Below are 19,656 nucleotides of genomic sequence, written 5' to 3' on the forward strand. Positions count from 1 at the left end.
CGGACGGCTCAGTGCTGTGGGGGGACGATCAGGCCCCGCTGGTAGGCGCGGACCAGGGCCCGCGGCACCCGGTAGGTGTCCGGGCCGAGCTGGATCGGCACCAGGTCGATCGGTGCCGCCTTCCAGGTGGATCGGCGGTGCCGGGTGTTGCTGCGGGAGAGCCGCCGCTTGGGGACTGCCATCTAGGACGCCTTTCGTTCGAGCTGATGGATCGGGCCGAGCCAGGGCTCGAAACCGTCGGAGTCGAGTTCCCAGTAGCGCCCGCGTTCAGCCAGCTCTTCGTCGGTGAGCAGGCAGGCGGCGAAGGCCTCGGCCAGCTGCTCTCGTCCGGCGTCCAGCCCGACCACGACGATCCGGGTCAGCGGGCCGGTGCCGTCCCAGCGGTCGGCCGGGCCGATGCTGACCATGCCGCCGGCCCCGTCCCACTGGCAGACCTGGGTCGGACGACTGGGCAGCCAGAAGCAGCCCCGGGAGCGCCGCGCGCCGCCACCCAGCTGGACGATGGTCTGCTGCAACCGCTCGGGGTGCAGCGGACGTTCGGAGCTGATCTCCAGCACCCAGGCCTCATCGCCGCCGGACGACGGCAGCGGCTCCCGGCGGACCACGGCCACCCACTCCTCCGCGGCCTCGTGATCGTGCACCCCGGCGACCAGCGCCGAGGCGTCCAACTCGGCGCTGGAGTTGGTCAGCTGGGCACCGGGACGAGCCAGCGCCCGCAGCAGTTCCCAGTCAGCGGTGGACGGTTCGCCGATGGCGGCCACCACGTCCGCGTACTCGACCATGGCCGAGGCGGTCTCGCCGACCCCGCGCTCATCGTCGTCACGCACCGGAAGGCCGCGTTCGATCAGCAGGTCGTCGCCGATCAGATCCTTTGCCACGCTGTCGCCGTCCAGAGCGACCAGGGTCGCGGCGATCCGGACGTGCGGCGCCGACTGCGGTGAGTAGCTGATCAGCCGGCACACCTGCATGGGCTCGGCGGTCACCGGGAGCTGGGCGATGATCGCTCCCCAGCGCCCGGACGCAGCCAGCCGCTCCAGGGTGGGAACGACATCCTCCCTGGTGGCGCAGCTGGTGCAAGCGTGCTCCACGTCGATCTCGAGATGCTCGATCACCCCGTTCACGTCGCTGACCGTGCGGACCAGCACCTCGCGATCCGGATCGAGCTCGTGGCGCACCACCACCGCGCTGGGCAGATCCAGCTGCATCGAGATGGTCGCCTGGATCATCGGCTCGGCGTCGACGCCACTGATCAGGATCACCGGCACCTTCAGTGACGCGCGCCTCATCCCTGCCTCGCCTTCATCCGCGGGTTGCGCTTGTTGATCACGAAGGTGCGTCCCCGGCGATGGACGATCTGCGCGCCCGGGATGGCCTTGAGCGCCCGCAGCGAGTTGCGCACCTTCATCGCGTCACCCCGTAGCGGCGCTGGAAGCGCTCGACGCGGCCTTCGGTGTCGACGACCCGTTCGCGTCCGCTCCACAGTGGGTGGGACGCGCTGGAGATCTCGACGTCGACCAGCGGGTAGGTGGCGCCGTCGAACTCGATGGTCTTGTCGGTGGCGATCGTGGAGCCGGTCCGGAAGACCAGGTCGCCCGACCGGTCGCGGAAGACCACCTGGCGGTACTCGGGATGGATGTTGGCTTTCATGTCACCTGCTACTCTAGTTGATAACGGTTCTCATTATCCATAGAGGAACAAGATGTCGCAAACCTGTCAGGTGACCGGGGCTCGTCCGGGCTTCGGCAACAACGTCTCCCACTCGCATCGGCGCACCCGACGCCGCTTCGACGTGAACGTCCAGCACAAGCGCTACTGGGTGCCCAGCCTGGGACGCGCGGTGCAGCTGCGGGTCAGCGCCCGCGGCATCTCAGTGATCGACCGCCGCGGGATCGACGCGGTCGTGGCCGAGCTGCAGGCGCAAGGGGTGAAGCTCTGATGGCCGGCTCGAAGGGCAAGGACCTGCGTCCGATCGTCAAGCTGCGCTCGACGGCGGGCACCGGCTACACCTACGTGACCCGCAAGAACCGCCGCAACGATCCCGAGCGGATGGTGCTGCGCAAGTTCGACCCGATCATCCGCGCGCACGTCGAGTTCAAGGAGGCCCGCTGATGGCCAGCCAGGCCAAGATCGCGGCCGAGGCCCGACGCCGGGCGACCGTGGCCCGCTACGCGTCGCGCCGCGCGGAGTTGAAGGAGTCCGCGCGCACCGGGGCGACTCTGGAGGAACGGATGGCCGCCCAGCGGGCGCTGGCCCGGCTCCCCCGCGACGCCAGTCCGGTCCGTCTGCGCAACCGCGATGCCACCGACGGACGTCCGCGCGGCTATCTGCGCAAGGCCGGCGTCTCCCGGGTGAAGTTCCGGGAGCTGGCCCATGCCGGCTTCCTGCCCGGGATCACCAAGTCGTCCTGGTAGGGCGAGGGCGGACGCTCAGCAGGCCCACTCCACGCAGGGCGACCCGACCAGGCCGGTATCCTGCCGTGGTCGCAATGCGAGGAGTACGCCGATGAGTTCGTCCGCCCACACCACCGCCGGCCAGGGCGCTTGGCACTGTCTGGACGGCAATGAGGCGGCCGCATCGGTGGCCCACCGGCTCAGCGATGTCTGCGCCATCTATCCGATCACCCCGGCCTCGCCCATGGGCGAACTGGCCGACGCCTGGAGCGACCGCGGCCGGAAGAACCTGTGGGGTGCAGTGCCGCAGGTGATCGAGCTGCAGTCCGAGGCCGGCGCGGCCGGCACCCTGCACGGCGCGGTCACCGCCGGCGCTCTGGGCTCGAGCTTCACCAGCTCACAAGGGCTGTTGCTGATGCTGCCGAACATGTTCAAGATCGCCGGCGAGCTCACCCCGGCCGTGCTGCATGTGGCGGCCCGGGCCATCGCCACCCACGCACTGTCCATCTTCGGCGACCACTCCGACGTGATGGCGGCCCGTTCCACCGGGTGGTGCCTGCTGGCGTCCAACAACGTCCAGGAGGCCCACGACCTGGCTGCCGTGGCCCACGCCGCCGCCATTCGGTCCCGGGTGCCGTTCCTGCACTTCTTCGACGGATTCCGGACCAGCCACGAGGTGAACCGGATCCAGCTGCTCAGCGACGACGATCTGCACGCGCTAATCGACGAGGACGCCGTGGCCGCCCATCGGGCCCGCGGGCTGCGTCCGTCCGCGCCGGTGCTGCGCGGCACCGCGCAGAACCCGGACGTCTTCTTCCAGGGCCGCGAGGCGGCCAACCCGTTCTACGACGCCGTGCCCGGCATCGTGGCGGCCGCCATGGACGATCTGGCCGAGCGCACCGGACGCCGCTATCACTTGGTCGACTACTACGGCGCCCCGGACGCCGAGCGGGTGATCGTGGCCATGGGTTCGGCCATCGACACCGTCCGGGCCAGCGTGGACGCCCTAGTGGCCGCCGGCGAGCGGGTCGGCGTCCTGGCCGTCCGGCTGTACCGTCCGTTCCCGGCCGAGGCCCTGGCTGCGGCCCTGCCCGAGACCGTCACCTCGGTGGCCGTGCTGGATCGGGTCAAGGAGCCGGGTGCGCTGGGTGAACCGCTGTTCCTGGACGTGGTGGCCGCGCTGGCCGAGGCCCGCGACGTCCCACCCAAGGTGATCGGCGGCCGCTACGGGCTGGGCTCGAAGGAGTTCACTCCGCGCGATGCGGCCGCGGTCTTCGCCGAGCTGGCCAAGGGACGCGCCGCCAAGCGCCGGTTCACGGTCGGCATCCGCGACGACGTCACCGGGCTCAGCCTTGACACCGATCCCGACTTCATCGTGCCTAGCCAGGGACGCCAAGCCGTGTTCTACGGGCTCGGCTCGGACGGCACTGTGGGCGCCAACAAGAACTCGGTGAAGCTGATCGGCGAGCACACCGACCTGTTCGCCCAGGGCTACTTCGTCTACGACTCCAAGAAGTCCGGCTCGGTGACCGTCTCGCACCTGCGGTTCGGCCCGGAGCCGATCGCCGCGCCCTACCTGATCGAGGCCGCCGACTTCGTGGCCGTGCACCACTTCGGATTGTTGTCCCGGCTGCCGGTGCTGGACATCGCCGCGCCGGGCGCCACCGTCCTGCTGGCCACCGGCTACTCCGGGGACGAGCTGTGGGAGCACCTGACCCCGGCCGTCCAGGCCCAGATCGCGGCCAAGCAGCTGAAGGTGTTCACCATCGACGCCCCCGCCGTGGCCAAGGCCGCCGGACTGGGCCGGCGGGTGAACACGGTGATGCAGGCCTGCTTCTTCGCGCTGGCCCAGGTGCTGCCCACCGACGAGGCCCTCGAGCTGATCAAGGCCAGCGCGGCCAAGAGCTATGCCCGGCGCGGCGCGGACGTGGTGGCGGCCAACCTGGCCGCCATCGATGCCGCGGTCGGCGGGTTGCAGAGCGTCCGGATCGGCGAGGTGCGCGCGGCCGAGCCGGTCAGCGCCGGCCCGTCCGCCGATGCGATCCACACCACCATCACTCGGCTGATCGCCGGCCAGGGCGACCTGCTGCCGGTCTCGGCGCTGCCGGCCGACGGCAGCTTCCCCACCGGCACCGCCAAGCTGGAGAAACGCGGCCTGGCCACCGAGCTGCCCACCTGGGATCCGGATCTGTGTACCGACTGCGGCAAATGCACCCTGGCCTGCCCGCACGCGGCCATCCGAATGAAGACCTACTCCCCCGAGCACCTCGACGGCGCCCCGGACGGCTTCCTCAGCAAGCCGGTGGTCGGACGCGACTGGCCGGCCGGAACCCGACTCACCGTCCAGGTGGCCCCGGACGACTGCACGGGCTGCACGCTGTGCGTGTCGGTCTGCCCGGCGAAGTCCCGGACCAACCCCGACCACAAGGCGCTGGACATGGTCCCGGCCGAGCAGGTGCGCGAGGCGCAGCGTCCGGCCTTCGCGCACTACCTGAGCATCCCCGAGGTCGACCGCACCCTGGTCCGCACCGACACGGTGAAGGGCTCGCAGCTGCTGGAGCCGCTGTTCGAGTTCTCCGGGGCCTGCACCGGCTGTGGTGAGACCCCGTACCTGAAGCTGGTCACCCAGTTGCTCGGCGATCGGATGGTGGTGGCCAATGCCACCGGCTGCTCGTCCATCTTCGGCGGCAACCTGCCCACCACCCCGTGGACCACCAACGCAGCCGGCCAAGGCCCGGCCTGGTCGAACTCGCTGTTCGAGGACAACGCCGAGTTCGGGATGGGCATCCAGCTGGCCGGGGCCGGACGCACCGCGCAGGCCAAGGCGCTGCTGGGCGAACTGGCCGGCGACCTGGGCCTGGGCACCGAGCTCGTCGACGGCCTGCTGTCCGAGGTGAGCATCACCGATGAGTCCGGCATCGCCGCCCAGCGCGGACGAGTGGCCGCCCTGAAGGCCGCGCTGTCCGGCGCCGTCCGCAGCCCCCGGATGGACCTGCTCGACGAGCTGGCCGACGCCCTGGTGCCGACCTCGGTCTGGGTGGTCGGCGGGGACGGCTGGGCCTACGACATCGGCTTCGGCGGACTGGATCACCTGTTCGCCTCCGGCGCCAACATCAACGTGCTGGTGCTGGATTCCGAGGTCTACTCCAATACCGGCGGGCAGGCGTCCAAGGCCACTCCACTAGGGGCGTCGGCGAAGTTCGCGGCCGGAGGCAAGGCGTCGAAGAAGAAGGATCTGGGCATGATCGCCCAGTCCTACCGGGACGTCTACGTGGCCCAGATCGCGCTGAACGCCAACGAGACCCAGGCCGTCCGCTCGATCCTGGAGGCGGCCGCCTACGACGGGCCGAGCCTGATCCTGGCCTACTCCACCTGCATCGCGCACGGCATCGAGATGGCCGACAGCGCCACCCACCAGAAGGAGGCCGTGGCCTCGGGACACTGGCCGCTGTACCGGTACCACCCGTCCCCGGAGCCGGGCGCACCGCCACTGTTCAAGCTGGATTCGAAGGCACCGTCGCTGCCGCTGGCCGACTTCTATGCCCAGGAGACCCGCTACACCAGCGTGGCCCGGGCCAACCCGGAGCTGGCCGAGCGGCTGGTCGTCCAGGCCCAGGCGGACGCCGAGCAGCGCTACCGCCACTACCAGTGGCTCAGCAACGAGCTGTGAGCTAGGCCATTTCCTCCGCGGTCGGAGCGGTGGCCGCACCGAGCCGGGTGACCGAGATGGCGGCCGCCTTGTTGGCCGCCACCAACGCGTCCGGCACTGAGTCGCCGAGCAACAGTCGGGCCACCAGGACGCCGGTGTGGGTATCCCCGGCACCGGCAGTGTCGACGGCCTCGACCCGCGGAACCGGGAAGCTCAGGATCTGGTCGCCGAGCGCACCCCCGGTGGCGTAGCAGCCGGACGCTCCGGATCGCAGCACCACCAGCGCGCCGGCCGGCAGCGGCAGCTCCCGGCGCAGCGCGTTCACCAGGGTCACCCCGGTGAACGGTGTCGCACTGAGTTCCTGCGCTTCCGGCTCGTTCAGGGTGAGCACGTCCAGGTGCTCGAGGATGGCGAAGGACCGCTCGGCCGGGATCCGGGCCACCAGCGGGCCGGGGTCCAGGATCAGCTTGGCCGGCACCTTGCCTGCCACGACCCAGTCGGTGATCGAGGCGCCGCTGACCGGGTAGAGCAGGTCGTAGCCGGACAGCACCAGGTAATCCGATCCGGTGATCGCCGGGACCTCGAGCTCGGCCGGAGTCAGGTCCCCCTCGACGCCGGGCAGCGTGATGTAGCTGGTGGTCAGGTCGGGTTCGGCCAGACCCACGCAGAAGCCGGTGTCACCGGTCTCGGTCGGCGGCAGCGCGAGTTGGACGCCCTCAGCCGCCAAAGCCCGCCGAACCAGGTCGCCGTTGCGCCCGGCGCCGTGCCGACCCAGGTAGGAGACCCGGACGCCCTGGCGGGCCGCCGCGGTGACCACGTTCAGGCCACCGCCGACCTCGGTCCGGGCGGTGTCGGCCAGCACGTCCCCGCCGCGCGGCGGCAGGTGCGAGACCGACAAGGTCACGTCGATCAGGATGCTGACCAGGGATAACACCTGGCCGTTCGGGGCTGCCATTACTTCTCCTCGGCAAGATGGATGGCCGCTTCAGGCTCGGCCTCGTGGGCGGGTTCGCCCGGCGATTGCGGCATGTGCGGCTCCGAATCGGCAAGCAGTCGAGCCGCCGAGACGCTCTGGTGGTGCCGCAACGGCTCCAGCACCCAGTAGACCGCTGCGGCCGCCAATCCGGCAACCAGCCAGCCGAGCGAGTTCTGGCCGATCCAGTTGTCGACGAAGGGGCCGGCGAACCAGATCTGCTCGCCCCACCCGATCCGAGTGAAGAGCAAGCCGAACACCGTCGCGGCCAGCCAGGTGCCCAGTGCTCCCCAGTGCACTCCGCCCCGGAACCAGTAGGCGCCCCCGGGTTGGGTGTCCAGCAGGGCGTCCGGGTCGTAGCCGGAGCGGCGGCGCAGGTCCATTCCGAAGATGCCCGCCCACGCCGACAACGGCAGGGCCAGCAGGGTCAGGAAGGTGGTGAACGGGCCGAAGAAGTCCTGGGCCACCACGGTGATGTACAACGATCCGACGGTAATCAGTGCCGCGTCGATGAGCACCGCGTGGGTCCGTCGCAGCGGGACGCCGCCGGCCAGCAGGCTCAGCCCTGAGGAGTACATCGACAAGTCGGCGGCGGCGATCAAACCCATGGCTGCGGTGATCAGGTACGGGATCAGCATCCAGTCCGGCAAGGCCGCGCCGATGGCCGCGACCGGATCGCTGGCGCCGGCCAAGCTCGAGTCGGTGATCGCCATCAACGCACCTAGGCCGATCAGCAGCACCAGCGGGATCCCGGCGCCGACCACGGTGACCACGGTGATGGTGCGGGCCCGCACCGACGGAGCCAGGTAGCGCGCATAGTCGGGCCCGGCGGCCAGCCAGCCGATGCCGGTTCCGGCGGCGATGAAGCCGATCCCGCTGACCACGGCGGCCAGCGGCGCGGCCGGCAGCGACCAGGCCGACGCCCAATCGACGGTGGACGCCAGGAAGACCACCACCACCAACGTGGCGGCACCGAAGATCACCGTCAGCCACTTCTGAATCCACAGGATCGTAGCGTGACCGAACCAGCCGATCGCGGCGGCCAACGCGACCACCAGCAGCACCACCAGCACCGTCCCGACGGCACCCGCCTCGATGCCCACGGTGTGCAGAACCAGGACCAGCGCGAAGGCCGCGGTGGTGCACATCACGGTCTCCCAGCCGACGAAGCCGAGCCAGCCCACCAGCGTCGGCGCCCAGTTGCCGCGCACTCCGAAAACCGCTCGTGACAAGGTCAGACCCGGCGCGCCACCGAGCTTGCCGGACGTGCTGAGCCAGCCCACCATGGCAAACGATCCGCCGGCGCCGATCACGGCGACCAAGAGCGCCTGCCAGATGTTCAGGCCCACCAGGGCAACCAAGGCCGCGCCGAGGGTGATCCCCAAGACGCCCATGTTGGCCGCCAGCCACAACCAGAACAGTCCGGCCACACTGCCGGTCCGCTCCACCTCCGGAACTGGCTCGATGCCGCGGGTCTCAATTACCCCTACACCGCGAGCAATCCTGCTCATCCATTACCCCATAACGCCGTCATCACGCCCCCGCTAGCGAATATAGAGGCTACCCAGAAGCGCTGCCCGAATGGCCATCGGGCCCGGACGGGGGTTGACGTGTGCTGTGCCCCGTGCCGCCGGGCTGGTCGGCGGAACCGGGTACGGCCGGGCTTACGAGGCCAGCGGCCGGACGGTGTCCCGGAGCGCCTCGGTGAGCCACTCCTGCGGGCGAGCCAGCGCCGCCCAGGAGGCCAGAACCACAGAGCTCTCCGGCACGACGTGGACCCAGTTGCCCTCCACGGCCAGCCCGTAGACCCGGGCTTCCAGACTGGCCCGTCCCGTGCTCTCGCGGCGCAGTTTCGCCAGTGCGGCGTCGACCGGCAGCTGATAGCGCGGTGGACGATAGGGGTTGCGGTGCTCGGCCAAGGTTTGCGCCCAGACCAGCGGTGCGTCGCCGAACTCGTCCAGCACCGGACGTAGCGCCGTGGGTGCGGCCGGCCACCGATCGAAGGCGGTTCCGCGGGAATCCGGCCCGTGTTGCAGGGCCTGCCACCATTCGCGCCACAGCTTGGGATCGATCTTGACATCGGCCCTGGGCACCGGGTCGAGGAGTCGCTTGGGCAGGCACGGGTCATTGGGCAGCACCCTGGCCGCCTGGCGAACCCACAGCGCCGCATGCAACATGATCGGAGTACCGCTAAAGCTCACCGACCACTGGCCAACACCTGTCATGTGTTGCCCTCCACCCCCCGGAAGTCATCAGGCTACTACCACAGCACATAATTAGCTCTATGAAATCCGGGCAGAACTGCTAGTCAGAAGCATTTAGCCTAGCCAAGGCGGAAATCCCCAGGCCCTCTCGGTCCCCCAAAAGGGGACTGCCTGTACGAAACCGCTGTTCAGCCTTGACGGCCCCTGGTTCGGGAGTCCCACCGGGCGAACCCGGCGGCTTGCGCCTCGTCCTCGGTGGCGAACCAGGCCTCGGCCTTGGTCCGGGCATACCAGGGGCTATCCGGCGTGTGGTACAGCATCGAGTCCCGATTGCCCTTGATCTTCTCGGGCGCGAGGCTCTCCACCGGCTCGGCCGCACTGGCCGCATGACCGGCGGTCCCGAAGAGAGCGGCGGACGCAGCACTGGCGGCGGCACCGGCCCCCCACGCAGCGGCGAACTCGTCGTCCACGTCGAGCACTCGGCTGCCGACCGGCGGCCACGCGCTGGCGTAGCGCAGCGGGCCGGGGTACGGGCCGGGATCACCGCGATCAAAGGCCGCCGCCCACCAGGACGAGGTCGGCGGCTCATCAGTGGCTCCGGCAGCGATCTTGCGCTCCAGCGGGGCCGACGGCTCAGTGGTGACCGCGACCGAAGGTTCGGTCTCAACGCTCGGCTCGGCGGCAGAGGCCGGGTCGGCAGCGGGTTGCTCGCCGTCCGGGACCGGAGCCTCGGCCGGAGTCTCGTCCCGTGCAGCATCGTCCTCGACCGGCCACGGTGGCTCCAGCGGCGGCAATGCCGGGGCGTCAGCGTCAACGGCTGGAGCCGGATCGGCCTCAACCTCTGCCGACTCGGCCGGCGGCGCATCGTCCGGGGTGGCCGCGGACGGCGCGGACGCGGCTGAGCCGACGCGGATCTGCCACTCCGGGCCGACGTCACTCGGCAGCGCATCCTGCGGAGGGTCTACGACCCCGGGGATCAGCCCACCCATCACCAGCCGGCGCGGAACCGGCTTGGCCACCTGCCGAGTGGCGCTGCCAGCCATCCGCAGATAGGTCAGTCCGGCACCCAGCACGAAGGCCAGGAGCGCGAACCAGAGGTTGCCGATCATCGCTTCTCCCCCGGCTCTCGCAGCTCCTCGGTGTCGGCGAAGGCCTCGTCCGCGCTGCGGGCGGGCCACAACCGACGCAGCACCAGCCAGGTCAGTCCCGACCCGAGGCCGAAGGCGACCAGGTAGGTCGCGAAGTCGATCAGGAAGTTCATCTCTGCCTCGCTAGCCGACGCTGATCTCGGCCCGGCGATTGGCCGCCTGACCCGCTGGGGTGGAGTTGTCCGCGATCAGGTTCGCACCGCTTCGTCCCTTGGCGGCGATCGGGTTGCTGACCCCGAGTTTCCGCAACAGCTTCTTCACGGCGTCCGCTCGTTGCTGGGAGACTTTCTTGTTCCCCTCCGGCGTGCCCAGTCCATCGGTATAGCCGTAGACCACCACAGCCGCCTTCGGGCAGGCCTTCAGCAACCGGGCGGCGGCGTCGACGGCCTTCGTGCCGGCCGTGGTGAGCGCGCTCTTCTTGTTGCCGAAGGTGATCTGGCCGGTACCGGCCACGGCCTTGACCTGACCGGACAGAGTCGCGCAGTCCACCGGCGAACTGACCGCGGCGATCAGTTCGCTGCGGACACCCGCGGCCGGATAGGCGACGGCGACGGCATGCTCGGCGGCTGCGACGGCCTGCTCGGACGGGGCGGTGCCGCTCAGCGTGACGATGGATCCGTCGAATTGGACGGCAAGGTCGGGGACCAAGACGAAGGCCCCGCCCAGGGCGGCAGCCGCCTCCGCGCTGAGGCCGACCGACCCGGCGGCGATGCCGGTCTGGTCGGCCACCGTGATCTTGGCACCCAGCGCAGCCTGCAGCGCCTGGATGGCCGCCTTCTTGGCGGCCTGATCGGCGAAACTGCCGGTCACGGTGACCGTCTCCCCCACCCGAACCAGGCCGAACGGCACCGCCGTGGCCGGCGGGACAGTTGCTGAGGCGGACGAGCTGGGTGAGGTCACCGGAGTACTGGTGGACGGGATGGAAGAGGTCACCGGAGTAGTCGCCGACGGCGCTCCGGCAGCGCTGGCCGTGGCCGCTGAGCCGATCCCGAAGCCGGCACTGACCAGGGCCAGGGACAACGGGACCAGGATCGCTGCGGCCCACCACCAGCCGCCCAGCGGACGTCGGTAGTGGCGGGTCACCTCATGCCAGGCCAGGATCTCGGAGGACAACATGGGCGCGGGGGCGGCAGCCGACTGGGGGCTGACCGCGCGATCCGGGGCGTCCATCGTCTCCTCCTGGCAGTAAGCCCAGTTCTGGTTTTGTCAGAACCATAGCCCGGCTCCGCACGATTGCGGCCTCGAACTCCCGGCCGTTACCAAAGCCGTCCTCGGCCTGCGGTGAATTCTGGCCGATCGGCCCCCACCAGCCACTCACTGACCATAGAGAGGGACCCGATCGTCGCCGATCAGGCCCCGGTCGGCGACGGTGGCTCTAGGCTCGGCGCGTGCAGCAGCAGTCGCCGCCCACGTCGTCCGCGGACGGGCTCCGGACCCGGGCGTTACTCGCCCAGCTGGGCGTCGGCCTGGCCACTCTCGGCTGGCTGGCCGGCGCGGTGGCCTCGGCAGTGGCCGCCGACCATCGGCGGGCCGTCGGGACGGACGGGCAAAGCCAGCTGATCACCCTGGCCACCTCGTTCGCGCTGTGGCCACTGCTGATGCTGGCCGGCTGGGCCTGGAGTCGCTGGCAGCGTCAGCTGGCCACCATCGCCCTGAGCCGGGCGTCGGTGCCCGAGCCGCGTTGGCAGGCCGAGGCGCACTGGGCCGCCGGCCGACAGTGGTGGGTGCCGCGGTGGCACCTGCTCGGCTTGGCCGAGGTGTTCGGCAGCCCGGACGTCCGGTTGGTCCAGGGCTGGTGGCTGAGCTGGGTGAGCTTCCGGATGGCCGCCTATCTGGTGATCTGGCAGCTGTGGGCGCCGCCGAGGCTGACCCTGCCCGGGTGGGTGAGTTGGCCGGCAATGGCAGTGCAGCTGGTCGCGGGGGTGATGGCCGTCGTCCTGATCGGAGCGCTCAGCAGAGCTGCCGGCGCCGTAGAAGTGACCAGCCCAGACCTCTGGTTCACCCCGGGCCCCGGCCCGCGAACCGGCCTCCTGGTTGAACTTGGCGTGCTGTTCAAGCTAGCCACGCCGGGTTTCGTGATCGGGGCCTTCAGCATTCTCGGCACGCTCGTCCACTGAGCAAGCTCGGCGTCAGCGGCGTCGGGCTGTGTCAGACTGGCGGGTATGCGTCCGCTGGTCCAGTCACAGAAGCTCAAGAACGTCCGCTACGACGTGCGAGGTCCGATTCTGGCAGAGGCACAGCGGCTGGAGGCTGCCGGGCACCGGATCCTCAAGCTGAACATCGGTAACACCGGGCCGTTCGGGTTCACCGCGCCGGACGCGATCGTGGCTGACATGGTGCACAACCTGGAGGAGTCGCAGGGCTACTCCGACGCCCGTGGCATCTATTCCGCGCGCACCGCGGTCGCTCAGTACTACCAGGCCGAGGGACTGACCGACACCAGCGTCAACGACATCATCTTGGGCAATGGCGTCTCCGAGCTGATCACCATGACCCTGCAGGCCTTCATCGACAACGGCAACGAGATCCTGATCCCGGCCCCGGATTACCCGCTGTGGACGGCCGCGGTCTCGCTGTCCGGCGGCACTCCGGTGCACTACCGCTGCGACGAGGACAACGGCTGGATCCCCGATCTGGAAGACATCGAGTCGAAGATCACCGAGAACACCCACGGTCTGGTGATCATCAACCCGAACAACCCGACCGGCGCGGTGTACAGCCGCGAGGTGCTGCAGGGCCTGGTCGACCTGGCCATCAAGCACCAGCTGACCATCTTCGCCGACGAGATCTACGAGAAGATCCTGTTCGACGGTGCCGTCCATCACCACGTGGCCGCGCTGGCCGGCAACGAGACGATCGTGCTCACCTTCTCCGGCCTGTCGAAGTCCTACCGGGTGTGTGGCTACCGGGCCGGCTGGGTGATGATCTCCGGGCCCAAGGAAGAGGCCGCCGACTACCTGGAAGGCCTGCATCTGCTGGCCAACATGCGGATGTGCGCGAACGTCCCGGCCCAGCACGCCATTCAGACGGCGCTCGGCGGCTACCAGTCGATCACCGAGCTGATCGTCCCGGGCGGACGCTTCTACGACCAGGTGAAACTGGCCTCGTCCCTGCTGAACGAGATCCCCGGGGTGAGCTGTGTGGAGCCGCGCGGCGCCCTGTACTGCTTCCCGCGGCTGGATCCCGAGCGCTACCCGATCGACGACGACGAGGCCTTCGTGATCGACATGCTTCACGCCAAGAAGATCCTGGTCACCCATGGCACCGGCTTCAACTGGTTCGCCCCCGATCACTTCCGGCTGGTCGCCCTGCCCGAGGCCGAGGTGCTCACCGAGGCCATCGGCCGAATCGGCGAGTACCTGGAGACCATCCGCCGCGACTGACGGGGACGGTTCCACTACCGTCCGGCCGAGAACACGAACGTGCCGACACCCCCTAGGTGTCGGCACGCCGCTGAGGCGAACCCCATTCGGTCGGCAAGCGCGGCCCCCCGAGCGCGTCCGACCGCTGGAATCTACAGAGTCGCCTCAATCCTCACCCTGGCCCCCGCGGGGGCGTAGGGAACCTTGTTTCCGTCAACTGGCACACCGTCGACCACGAGCGTGGCCCGCGAGCCGCGACGACCGGAGTTGGTCACGCTGATCTCGTAGGTCGCACCGCGCAGGCGGCGGGTGATCGCGAAGCTGGGGAGATCCGGCCCCAGCTGCGGGTCGATCACCAGGGCATCGTAATCCGGCCGGACCCCCAAGAGATACTGGCTCGCTGCTACGAAATTCCACGCAGCAGTGCCGGTCAACCACGAATTCTTGGCCTCACCGGCCCGAACAGCTTCCTTTCCCGCAATCATCTGGGCGTAGGCGTACGGCTCGAGCTTGTGCACATCGCTGAGTTCCTCGCGGTACGCCGGGGCGATCCGCTTGTAGTACTCGAAGGCATAATCGCCGCGGCCGACCACCGTCTCGGCGATGATCACCCAGGGATTGTTGTGGCAGAAGATGCCGCCGTTCTCCTTGTAGCCCGGCGGGTAGGTGGACACCTCGCCCAGCTCGATCCGGTAGCTGCGGTAGGCCGGGTACTGCAGCACCAAGCCATGCGGGGTGCCGAGCATCTCGCGCACCGAGTCCAGCGCCGTGATCGCAAGGGACGCATTGTCGCCGGGCCCATCGCCGACCCCGACCCCGGCCATCACCGCGAAGCCCTGCGGCTCGATCCAGATCTGGCCCTCAGTGTCGGCTGCCGTCCCGACCGGGTTGCCGAAGAAGTCGTAGGCGCGACGGAACCACTCGCCGTCCCAGCCGTGGGTGACGATGACTTCTCGCATGGCCTCGACCTTGGCCCGGGCGTCCGCGGCCACCTCGGCCAGCCCGCGCCGCTCGGCCATCTCGGCGAAGTCGGCTCCGTAGAGGATGAACTGGGCGGCAATGAACACCGACTCGGCCACCCCGCCGGCCCGGTTCTCGGTGGTCTGGAAGGACTCCCCCGGCTCACTGGAGAAGCAGTTCAGGTTCAGGCAGTCGTTCCAGTCGGCCCGTCCGATCAGCGGCAGCCCGTGCGGGCCCAGGTTGTCGGTGGTGAACCGGAAGGAGCGGACCAGGTGCTCCCACAGCGGCGCCTCGGTTCCGGGCTCGTTGTCGAAGGGCGCCTCGGCGTCCAGGATCGAGAAGTCGCCGGTCTCCTTCAGGTAGCCGGCCACGCCGGCGATCAGCCACAGCGGATCGTCGTTGAAGCCCGAGCCGATGTCGTTGTTCCCGCGCTTGGTCAGCGGCTGGTACTGGTGGTACGCGCTGCCGTCGGGCAGCTGAGTAGCGGCGATGTCGAGAATCCGCTCACGGGCCCGATCCGGAACCAGATGGACGAAGCCGAGCAGATCCTGGTTCGAGTCGCGGAAGCCCATCCCTCGTCCGATGCCGGTCTCGAAGTAGGAGGCCGAGCGGGACATGTTGAAGGTGACCATGCACTGGTACTGGTTCCAGACGTTGATCATCCGGTCCAGCTTCTCGTCGCTGGAGTTCACCGTGAAGGTGCTGAGCAGCTCGGTCCAGTAGCTGCGCAGCGCGGCCAGCGCGTCGTCCACCGCGGCCGGGCTGGAGAAGCGGGCCAGCAGCTCGTGGGCGCCCACCTTGTTGACCACCTGCTTGGCGTCATCGGCCCACTTGGCCTCGACGTCGTTCTCCAGATAGCCGAGCACATAGACCAGGGCATGGCTCTCACCGGGGGCCAGCTCGACCACGTTGCCGTGCGATCCGATCGGGTACCAGCCGGACGCCACGGAGTCGGCAGACTCCCCACGGTGCGGCACGGCGGCCTCGTCGAAGCCGTTGAACGGTCCACCCAGGAAGGTCTCCCGATCAGTGTCGAAGCCCTGCGCAGCCTCGTTGACCGCGAAGACGGCGTAGTGGTTGCGGCGTTCCCGGTACTCGGTGCGGTGGTAGATGGCCGTCCCGCCGGACGGGCTGAGCGGCTCCACCTCGACCTCACCGATGGAGAGGTTGCGCTGGTAGTTGGTCTGGTCGTCGTTGGCATTCCAGAGCGCGAACTCGACGAAGGAGAACAGCTTCACCTGCTTGGGCCGGTCAGTGTTGTTGGTCAGGACGACCTTGTGCACCTCGGCGTTCTCGCCCAGCGGCACCAGGTAGGTGGTCTCGACTCGTAGCCCGCCGCGCTCGCCGGTGATCTTGGAGTAGCCCAGGCCGTGCCGCGCCTCGAAGTGGCTGAGCTCGGCCTTGACCGGCAGCCAGGTCGGCGTCCAGACGTCCCCGCCGTCATTGACGAACAGGTAGCGTCCGCCGGCATCGGTGGGGACGTTGTTGTAGCGATAGCGAGTGAGCCGGCGCATCCGGGCATCGCGGTAGAAGGAGTAGCCGCCACCCAGGTGCGAGAGCAGCGAGAAGAACTGCTCCGAGCCCAGGTAGTTGATCCACGGGTAGGGAGTGTGCGGGGTGTTGATGACGTACTCGCGGGCGGCGTCGTCGAAGTGGCCGTACTGCAATGTCTGCCTCCGTCAAGGGCGTCCGGCGGTGGACGCATCACGTTGATGAGCCGCTGCTGAGCAGCGAATGAAAACGCTCTCAGGCAGAGTAGTGACTCAGCCCGTCACCGGTCAAGGTGAGCGCTCGGATCTCTGCTCTGAGGGCCGACCCCATCCCTGCTGAATCGAATCTGCTAGGGCAAACGCCCGCAGGCGACAAGGCGCGCACATGCGAACCAGGCCCGCCCCCGGGGATCGGGGACGGGCCTGGTTCGAAAAAGTGGGTCCGCTGGCGGAGGCCGGTGTGCCACCGCCGTGGCCTCCGCCAGCGGGGGTAACGGGATGGATCAGCCCGGGATCACATCACCCGACGGCCAGGTGGCCTTGATGAACTCCTTCACCTTGTCCGAGTGCAACAGCTCCTCGAGCTTGGCCACCCCCGGGTTGGTGTTGTCGGTACGCCAGACCAGCAGGTTGGCGTACGGGTTGTTCTCCACCTTCTCGACCGCGAGGGCGTCCTTGGTGCTGAGCCCGGCCGACAGGATGAAGTTCCCGTTGACGAAGGCCACATCGACCTTGGGATCGTCCAGCTGCTTCACGATCACCTCGGGCTGGTTCTCGATGAACGTGAAGCCCTTCGGGTTCTGCTCCTTGGTGAGGTTCAGCACGTTGGACTTGTCGGTGATTCCGTTGAGCAGCCCGGCGTCCTGCAGCACCCGCAGACCGCGGATCTGGTTGGACGCATCGTTGGTGATCGCAATGCTGGCCCCGGCCGGCACCTCCGCGAACGACTTGTACTTCTTGGAGAAGGCGGCGTACGGCTCGATGTGGACGCCGGCGCCATGCTCGAACTTGTAGCCCTTCTCCTTGATCTGCGCCTCCAGGTACGGAAGATGCTGGAAGTAGTTGGCATCCAGATCACCAGAAGCCAGCGCCTCGTTCGGCTGGACGTAGTCGTCGAACTCGACGATCTTCAGGTCGATCCCGGCCTCGGCGGCCAGGTTCTTCTCGATGTACTCCAGGATCTTGGCGTGCGGCACCGGGCTGGCGCCCACCTTGACCGTGACCAGGGCCGGAGCACTGGCGGACGGGCTGGCGCTGGTCGCTGCCGGAGAGGCGGCCGTGGTGCTGGCACACGCAGTCAGCGCCATGACGGCCGCGGCAATTGCGGCGATGGACAGCGGCTTGCGTCTGATTCCCATGGTGTTCCTCTTTCTGATGGCGGCCCCGGTTGGGGGCCTGGTTTCCGGCCGGGCGACTCCCGGACGGGCCCACGCCTGGGTGCGGCGTGGGAAGTTGTGGGATGTCATCGGTGGTCCACCCGTCGCACCAGCGCGTCCCCGGCCACCTGGACCAGCTGGACGAGCAGCACCAGGATGATCAGGACCACGACCATCACTTCGGGCTGGTAGCGCTGATAGCCGTAGTTGTAGGCCAGCCGGCCGAGTCCGCCGCCGCCGATCAGGCCGGCCATGGCCGAGTAGCCGATCAGGGCCACCACGGTCGTGGTGACGCTGGCCACCAGGGACGGCAGCGCCTCGGGCAGGAGCACCTTCCAGACTGTTTGCAGCCGAGTCGAGCCCATGGCGTGCGCGGCGTCCACCTTTCCTGGGTGCACCTCGCGTAAGCCGGTCTCCACCAGCCGGGCGAAGAAGGGGACGCAGCCGATGGTCAGCGACACCGCTGCGGCCTGCGGACCGATGGCCGTGCCAACCAGGAGCCGGGTCACCGGGATCAGACAGACCATCAGGATGGCGAACGGAATCGACCGGGTGATGTTGACCACGATGCTGCCCAGTACCACGTTCAGACCGCGGTTCTCGGCCAGTCCGCCGGGCTGAGTGACGAACAAGACCACGCCCAGCGGCAACCCGATCAGGACCGTGGCCAGGGCCGAGATGCCGACCATCACCAGGGTCTCGCCGAAGGCCGGCCCGAGCGCGGTGGTGATCGCCGGGTTGTTCAGCAGAGACTGCAGCAGCTCGTTCATCGGGCGACCCCCGCCACTGCCTGGCTGAGCTCGGCCTGAGCGCCGCGCTGGCGCAGCTGAGTGAGCACCTCGCCGGGGTCCAAGGCGGAGGGGACCACTGCCCGATAGCGTCCGAAGGTGGCCTCACCGAGATGCTCGACAACCCCGGCCACGATCGGCAGATCCACCCCGAGTTGTCGGCCGACGGAGGTGAGCGCGGGCACCTCCGCCGGCCCGGTCTGATCCAGCACCTCGATGGTGATGCCGGCCTGAGGAAGCCCGGACGTGGCCGGCAGCGCCAGCAGCGTCTCGGACAGTCGGCTGCCAAACCGGGCCACGGCCTGCTCCAACGGGCCGGACTCGATCACCTTGCCGGCCTCGAGCAGAGAGACGGAGTCGGCGATCCGCTTCACCACGGTCATCTCGTGAGTGATCACCACCACCGCCAGCCCCAGCCGGGCCTTGAGTGCGGCGATCAGGTCGAGGATCTCCGAGGTCGTGGCCGGATCCAGGGCACTGGTCGGCTCGTCACAGAGCAGGACGTCCGGGTCGGTGGCCAAGGCCCTGGCGATCCCGACCCGCTGCCGCTGGCCGCCGGAGAGCTGCGCCGGAAAGGCGCCGCCGGCCTCGGCCAGCCCGACCAGACCGAGCAGCTCCTTGGCCTTGGCCGTCCGCTGCGCCCGGCCGACTCCGGCCAGCTCCAGCGGGTAGGCGACGTTGCCGATGATCGTGCGGGAGTCGAACAGGTTGGCGTTCTGGAAGACCACGCCGAGCCGCCGTCGCGCCTTGCGCAACTCGGTCGCCCGGACGGCGGTCAGCTCCACCCCATCGATCTCCACGGTGCCCGAGGTCGGACGATCCAGCAGCGCGATGCAGCGGACCAGCGTCGACTTGCCGGCACCGGACTGCCCCACCACTGCGTGCACCGAGTCCGACGGCACGGCAAGCGTGACCCCGTCCAGTGCGGGGATATCCCGGCCGGCTTGGCGATAGACCTTCTTCAGGTCGTGGAGTGCGATCACTACGGGTCTTTCCGTTCGGTTGCGGACGCAGCGGAGCCGCGCCCAGGGAGGTGGGATCCGACGGCAACCAGCCCGTGATCGGGCGACCGAGTGAAAGAGTCGAAGTCAGGCCAAGATCAGGCCGACGAACAGCGCTGTCGGATCGGGAATCAACGACAACACATTCGCGCACGCATCAGCGCCGAGGACGCCAGCGGCGCCTCGAACATCAGTTGCGTGGTTGCGAACACGGCGACACCGTAACGTGCCGTCCACGGCTGGCGCAAATGCGGGAGATTCCACGATGCGAGACTCGGTGCGCGTATGGATACAGCTACATGCGCTAGCGTTCAC

At 68.9% G+C, this 19,656-nt stretch carries 20 protein-coding genes; 6 read left to right on the forward strand and 14 right to left on the reverse strand.

Features of this window, described 5'->3' with window-relative positions:
- Positions 1-8: 8 nt before the first annotated feature.
- From rpmF to ATK74_RS11985, 4 genes are read right to left on the reverse strand one after another with little or no spacing between them, the layout of a single operon-like run.
- A complete protein-coding gene (rpmF, locus tag ATK74_RS11970) occupies positions 9-182 on the reverse strand; it encodes a 50S ribosomal protein L32 (RefSeq protein WP_098461252.1) in 174 nt (57 codons plus the stop codon).
- Entirely contained in the window at positions 183-1,286 is a 1,104-nt protein-coding gene (locus ATK74_RS11975; protein ID WP_098461253.1) for a CobW family GTP-binding protein, read from the reverse strand. It abuts the gene before it with no gap.
- Positions 1,283-1,405, reverse strand: a complete 123-nt coding sequence (gene ykgO, locus ATK74_RS11980; protein WP_098461254.1) for a type B 50S ribosomal protein L36 — start codon at positions 1,403-1,405, stop codon at positions 1,283-1,285. The genes ATK74_RS11975 and ykgO overlap by 4 nt, the downstream gene beginning before the upstream one ends.
- Complete coding sequence (locus tag ATK74_RS11985) at positions 1,402-1,647, reverse strand: type B 50S ribosomal protein L31 (RefSeq protein ID WP_098461255.1); 246 nt, start codon at positions 1,645-1,647, stop codon at positions 1,402-1,404. The genes ykgO and ATK74_RS11985 overlap by 4 nt, the downstream gene beginning before the upstream one ends.
- 52 nt (positions 1,648-1,699) lie before the next feature.
- On the opposite strand from ATK74_RS11985, the gene rpmB reads away from it, so the two are divergent.
- The 4 genes from rpmB to nifJ all read left to right on the forward strand — a co-directional run bounded on the left by rpmB (position 1,700) and on the right by nifJ (position 6,060).
- Positions 1,700-1,936 carry a 50S ribosomal protein L28 gene (gene rpmB / locus ATK74_RS11990; protein WP_098461256.1) on the forward strand — a complete coding sequence of 79 codons (237 nt, stop codon included), beginning with the start codon at positions 1,700-1,702 and terminating at the stop codon, positions 1,934-1,936.
- Entirely contained in the window at positions 1,936-2,109 is a 174-nt protein-coding gene (rpmG, locus tag ATK74_RS11995; RefSeq protein ID WP_098461257.1) for a 50S ribosomal protein L33, read from the forward strand. Before rpmB ends, rpmG begins: the two co-directional genes overlap by 1 nt.
- Positions 2,109-2,411, forward strand: a complete 303-nt coding sequence (gene rpsN / locus ATK74_RS12000) for a 30S ribosomal protein S14 (protein ID WP_098461258.1) — start codon at positions 2,109-2,111, stop codon at positions 2,409-2,411. The genes rpmG and rpsN overlap by 1 nt, the downstream gene beginning before the upstream one ends.
- Positions 2,412-2,502: 91 nt before the next feature.
- Positions 2,503-6,060 (forward strand): pyruvate:ferredoxin (flavodoxin) oxidoreductase, encoded by a 3,558-nt coding sequence (gene nifJ, locus ATK74_RS12005; RefSeq protein ID WP_098461259.1) that lies wholly within the window; start codon positions 2,503-2,505, stop codon positions 6,058-6,060.
- A gap of 1 nt (position 6,061) precedes the next feature.
- On the opposite strand, the gene ATK74_RS12010 is transcribed toward nifJ, so the two are convergent.
- The 6 genes from ATK74_RS12010 to arfA all read right to left on the reverse strand — a co-directional run bounded on the left by ATK74_RS12010 (position 6,062) and on the right by arfA (position 11,534).
- Positions 6,062-6,994 (reverse strand): PfkB family carbohydrate kinase, encoded by a 933-nt coding sequence (locus tag ATK74_RS12010; RefSeq protein ID WP_098461260.1) that lies wholly within the window; start codon positions 6,992-6,994, stop codon positions 6,062-6,064.
- Positions 6,994-8,523 carry a purine-cytosine permease family protein gene (locus ATK74_RS12015; protein WP_098461261.1) on the reverse strand — a complete coding sequence of 510 codons (1,530 nt, stop codon included), beginning with the start codon at positions 8,521-8,523 and terminating at the stop codon, positions 6,994-6,996. The genes ATK74_RS12010 and ATK74_RS12015 overlap by 1 nt, the downstream gene beginning before the upstream one ends.
- A gap of 153 nt (positions 8,524-8,676) precedes the next feature.
- The gene (locus ATK74_RS12020; protein WP_143483661.1) at positions 8,677-9,237 is read right to left on the reverse strand and encodes a hypothetical protein; all 561 of its coding nucleotides are present in this window, start codon (positions 9,235-9,237) and stop codon (positions 8,677-8,679) included.
- A gap of 167 nt (positions 9,238-9,404) precedes the next feature.
- A complete protein-coding gene (locus ATK74_RS12025) occupies positions 9,405-10,325 on the reverse strand; it encodes a sunset domain-containing protein (protein WP_098461263.1) in 921 nt (306 codons plus the stop codon).
- Entirely contained in the window at positions 10,322-10,477 is a 156-nt protein-coding gene (arfB, locus tag ATK74_RS15440) for a channel accessory protein ArfB (protein WP_169923841.1), read from the reverse strand. Before arfB ends, ATK74_RS12025 begins: the two co-directional genes overlap by 4 nt.
- Positions 10,478-10,487: 10 nt before the next feature.
- The gene (arfA, locus tag ATK74_RS12030; RefSeq protein ID WP_098461264.1) at positions 10,488-11,534 is read right to left on the reverse strand and encodes a channel-forming protein ArfA/OmpATb; all 1,047 of its coding nucleotides are present in this window, start codon (positions 11,532-11,534) and stop codon (positions 10,488-10,490) included.
- A gap of 218 nt (positions 11,535-11,752) precedes the next feature.
- Here arfA and ATK74_RS12035 point away from each other — a divergent pair, with 218 nt between their 5' ends.
- Positions 11,753-12,481 carry a hypothetical protein gene (locus ATK74_RS12035; RefSeq protein ID WP_098461265.1) on the forward strand — a complete coding sequence of 243 codons (729 nt, stop codon included), beginning with the start codon at positions 11,753-11,755 and terminating at the stop codon, positions 12,479-12,481.
- Positions 12,482-12,526: 45 nt separating this feature from the next.
- Positions 12,527-13,747 (forward strand): pyridoxal phosphate-dependent aminotransferase, encoded by a 1,221-nt coding sequence (locus ATK74_RS12040; RefSeq protein WP_098461266.1) that lies wholly within the window; start codon positions 12,527-12,529, stop codon positions 13,745-13,747.
- A gap of 131 nt (positions 13,748-13,878) precedes the next feature.
- Here the strand turns inward: ATK74_RS12040 and ATK74_RS12045 are convergent, their stop codons facing one another.
- From ATK74_RS12045 to ATK74_RS12060, 4 genes are all read right to left on the reverse strand, one after another.
- Complete coding sequence (locus ATK74_RS12045; RefSeq protein WP_098461267.1) at positions 13,879-16,353, reverse strand: glycoside hydrolase family 94 protein; 2,475 nt, start codon at positions 16,351-16,353, stop codon at positions 13,879-13,881.
- Between the two features lie 326 nt (positions 16,354-16,679).
- Complete coding sequence (locus ATK74_RS12050; RefSeq protein WP_098461268.1) at positions 16,680-17,534, reverse strand: MetQ/NlpA family ABC transporter substrate-binding protein; 855 nt, start codon at positions 17,532-17,534, stop codon at positions 16,680-16,682.
- 104 nt (positions 17,535-17,638) lie between these two features.
- A complete protein-coding gene (locus tag ATK74_RS12055; RefSeq protein WP_098461269.1) occupies positions 17,639-18,322 on the reverse strand; it encodes a methionine ABC transporter permease in 684 nt (227 codons plus the stop codon).
- Positions 18,319-19,323, reverse strand: a complete 1,005-nt coding sequence (locus ATK74_RS12060; RefSeq protein ID WP_098461270.1) for a methionine ABC transporter ATP-binding protein — start codon at positions 19,321-19,323, stop codon at positions 18,319-18,321. Before ATK74_RS12060 ends, ATK74_RS12055 begins: the two co-directional genes overlap by 4 nt.
- Between the last annotated feature and the right edge of the window lie 333 nt (positions 19,324-19,656).

The sequence above is a fragment of the Propionicimonas paludicola genome (genome assembly GCF_002563675.1).
Lineage (GTDB): Bacteria > Actinomycetota > Actinomycetes > Propionibacteriales > Propionibacteriaceae > Propionicimonas > Propionicimonas paludicola.